The sequence below is a fragment of the Methylobacterium sp. WL103 genome (genome assembly GCF_008039885.1).
GTDB lineage: Bacteria > Pseudomonadota > Alphaproteobacteria > Rhizobiales > Beijerinckiaceae > Methylobacterium > Methylobacterium cerastii.
The window spans coordinates 1-3,283 of record NZ_VRUX01000484.1 but is presented as its reverse complement, the minus strand read 5'-3'; the positions used below and the strand labels follow the sequence as shown (position 1 = coordinate 3,283).

Here is a 3,283-nt window from a genome sequence, read left to right as displayed (position 1 = left end):
AGGGCGGCGAGCCCCTCGGTCAACACGCGGTTCTGCTCGGGCAGGTTCGAGTGAGTCCGTTGCAAGTCCACCGCGCCGGGCGCGGGCTCGGGCTGCAGGACCGGCCCGCTCAGGTCCGAGCGCACGTAGGTGCCGCGCCCGACCTCGCCGAGGGTGAGGCCGCGGCGGGCCAGCTCGGCGTAGACGCGCGCCGCCGTCGAGACCGCGATGTCGCGCTCATAGGCGAAGGTGCGCTGCGGCGGCAGGCGATGCCCCGGCCCGATCTGCCCGCTGGCGATCTCCGCCGCGACCGCGTCGGCGACGCTCCTGTAATCGGTCATCGGCTAAATTGATCCGAGTTCAATAAAGACATTGAACCGAGATGCGTATCGGATCAATCCTGTCGAGGCAATCCCGGCCGGATCGCTTCCCCTTCCCCGCTTCGGATCGCCGACCATGCAAGCCGCCTCGTCGCCCGCGTCGTTCCCCACCTCGGCATCCGCGCCCGACCGCAGGCGGTTCCTCGGATTCGACGCGTCGATCGTAGGGATCTGGCTGAAGCGCCACCGGGCGCGCCGCGAGCTCGCGAGCCTGCGCGACGACCAACTCCGCGACGCAGGCCTCGACCGCTTCGCCGTCCGCGCGGAAGCCCGCAAGCCGTTCTGGAAGCCGTGACCCGAGCGGCCGGCCGCCACCTCGCACCCACCTCTGCAGCCGATGCCGGTCAGCCATTTGCGGCGACCGGCCGGCGAGCACTTCCGAAATCGCGCGTCGAACCTTACTAAAGACGTCCGCGCCGGCCGTTGGCCGGCAACAGACACGCCGCGAAGCGACCAGAATCCATGACGAGCCCGCGCACCCTCTACGACAAGATCTGGGACGACCACGTCGTCGACGTCGAGGCCGACGGCTCGACGCTGCTCTACATCGACCGCCACCTCGTCCACGAGGTGACGAGCCCGCAGGCCTTCGAGGGTCTGCGCGTCGCCGGTCGCACGGTGCGCGCCCCGGAGAAGACGCTGGCGGTGGTGGACCACAACGTCCAGACCTCGGACCGCTCCAAGGGCATCGAGGATCCGGAGAGCCGGATCCAGCTCGAGGCGCTGGCGCAGAACGTCAAGGATTTCGGCATCGAGTTCTACGATGCCCTCGATCGCCGCCAGGGCATCGTCCACATCATCGGCCCCGAGCAGGGCTTCACCCTGCCCGGCCAGACCATCGTCTGCGGCGACAGCCACACCTCGACGCACGGCGCGTTCGGGGCTCTCGCCCACGGCATCGGCACCTCCGAGGTCGAGCACGTGCTCGCCACGCAGACGCTGCTGCAGAAGAAGGCCAGGAACATGCGCGTCACCGTCGACGGCGTGCTGCCGGCCGGCGTCAGCGCCAAGGACATCGTGCTCGCGATCATCGGCGAGATCGGCACCGCCGGCGGCACCGGCCACGTCATCGAGTATGCGGGCGAGGCGATCCGCGCGCTGTCGATGGAAGGCCGGATGACGATCTGCAACATGTCGATCGAGGGCGGCGCACGCGCCGGCCTCGTCGCCCCGGACGCCACGACCTACGCCTATTGCGAAGGCCGGCCGATGGCGCCGAAGGGCGAGGCCTTCGCGCGGGCGCGGGCCTACTGGGAGAGCCTCGTCAGCGACGAGGGCGCGCATTTCGACAAGGAAGTCCGCCTGGACGCCGCCAGCCTGCCGCCAATCGTCAGCTGGGGCACGAGCCCCGAGGACGTGATCTCCGTGCTGGGCTCGGTGCCCGACCCGGCCTCGATCCTCGACGAGAACAAGCGCGCCTCGAAGGAGAAGGCCCTGTCCTACATGGGGCTCACGCCGGGCACGAAGATCACCGACATCACCCTCGACCGGGTGTTCATCGGCTCCTGCACCAACGGCCGGATCGAAGACCTGCGCATCGTCGCCCAGATGGTCGCGGGCCAGAAGGTGCACGAGAGCGTCTCGGCGATGGTGGTGCCGGGCTCCGGCCTGGTGAAGGCGCAGGCCGAGGCCGAGGGCATCGACACGGTGCTGAAGGCCGCCGGCTTCGATTGGCGCGAGCCCGGCTGCTCGATGTGCCTCGGCATGAACGCCGACCGCCTCAGCCCGAACGAGCGCTGCGCCTCGACCTCGAACCGCAACTTCGAGGGCCGCCAGGGCCATCGCGGCCGCACCCACCTCGTCTCCCCGGCCATGGCCGCCGCAGCCGCCGTGGCCGGCCGCTTCGTCGACATCCGGGCCTGGCCCAAGGGGTAAGGGCTCCCGCCAACCACCCCTCGCCGTCATTCCGGGGCGCCGAAGGCGAGCCCGGAATCCAGAACCGCAGGTCGTGCTTCGGCTGGCGTCGGCGGCGGCTCTAGATCCCGGGCTCTGCTGCGCAGCCCCGGGATGACGGGGAGTGTTCGTGATCGATTGGCGGAGCCTCGGCTCGCCGACGACGGACGCGGTTCAGGGCTGCTCCGCCCTCAGAACTCCATATCGAGCTCTTCGATCTCCTCCGGCTCCTCGGCGGCGGCCTCGGCCCACTCGACCATCAGCGGCCAGTGCAGGATGGCGTCGCGGTAGGCGGTGGCGCGCGGGGGAAGGGTCACGTCGTAGGTGCGAAAGCGCGTGCAGACGGGGGCGTACATCGCGTCGGCCAGCGTCGGGCGCTCGCCGAACAGGAACGGCCCGTCGTAGCGGGCGAGGCAGTCGTCGAAGATCGTGACGATGCGCTCGATGTCGCCCTTGGCGCCGTTGAACACCCGAAAGCTCGGGTGGAAGGCCTTCAGGTTCATCGGCAGGGCCGAGCGCAGGTTGATGAAGCCGCCGTGCATCTCGCCGGCGATCGAGCGGCAATGGGCGCGGGCGGCCACGTCCTTCGGCAGGAAGCCGGCCTCGGGGAAGGTCTCGTTGAGGTACTGCGCGATCGCCAGCGTGTCCCAAACCACGATGCCCTCGTGGTGCAGGCGGGGGACGAGGAACGAGGGCGAGAGGTGGAGCAGCTCGGCGCGCGAGGTCTCGTCGCCGCCGGGCAACATCTCGGTGTCGAAGTCGAGGCCGGCCATCTTGCAGATCAGCCAGCCGCGAAGCGACCACGACGAGTAATTCCGGCTGGAGATCGTCAGCGTCGCCGTGGCCATGCTCGCATCCTTCGCGGATCGTTTTCGCGAGAGGCGGATCCAAGACTCGTGCCGACTCGCCGCCGCAGGCGCACATCATGCCTCGGGCGTGGGCGAATTGCCACGGACCCCGACGGGGATCACTCGCGCCGGAGCAGAGCCGCGACGTCGGCCTGCTCGGACGCCGACAGGCCACGCTCGAGG

General features: G+C 69.8%; 4 protein-coding genes. 2 read left to right on the top strand and 2 right to left on the bottom strand.

The window, feature by feature from the left end:
* Positions 1-320 (bottom strand): GntR family transcriptional regulator (locus FV222_RS20925; protein ID WP_147815552.1); only part of this gene is annotated, 320 nt, incomplete at its 3' end.
* Between the two features lie 115 nt (positions 321-435).
* Between FV222_RS20925 and FV222_RS20920 the strand changes: the two genes are divergently transcribed.
* Positions 436-654 carry a DUF1127 domain-containing protein gene (locus FV222_RS20920; protein ID WP_147761740.1) on the top strand — a complete coding sequence of 73 codons (219 nt, stop codon included), beginning with the start codon at positions 436-438 and terminating at the stop codon, positions 652-654.
* A 167-nt stretch (positions 655-821) separates the two neighbouring features.
* Complete coding sequence (leuC, locus tag FV222_RS20915) at positions 822-2,234, top strand: 3-isopropylmalate dehydratase large subunit (protein ID WP_147761741.1); 1,413 nt, start codon at positions 822-824, stop codon at positions 2,232-2,234.
* 209 nt (positions 2,235-2,443) lie between these two features.
* Here the strand turns inward: leuC and FV222_RS20910 are convergent, their stop codons facing one another.
* Positions 2,444-3,100: a glutathione S-transferase family protein gene (locus tag FV222_RS20910; protein ID WP_147754468.1), complete on the bottom strand. Its 657-nt coding sequence runs from the start codon at positions 3,098-3,100 to the stop codon at positions 2,444-2,446.
* Positions 3,101-3,283: the final 183 nt, after the last annotated feature.

Coding starts and splice junctions, on each gene's coding strand:
- FV222_RS20920 (WP_147761740.1), top strand. CDS start 436: ATGCAAGCCGCCTCGTCGCCCGCGTCGTTCCCCACCTCGGCATCCGCG.
- leuC (WP_147761741.1), top strand. CDS start 822: ATGACGAGCCCGCGCACCCTCTACGACAAGATCTGGGACGACCACGTC.
- FV222_RS20910 (WP_147754468.1), bottom strand. CDS start 3,100: ATGGCCACGGCGACGCTGACGATCTCCAGCCGGAATTACTCGTCGTGG.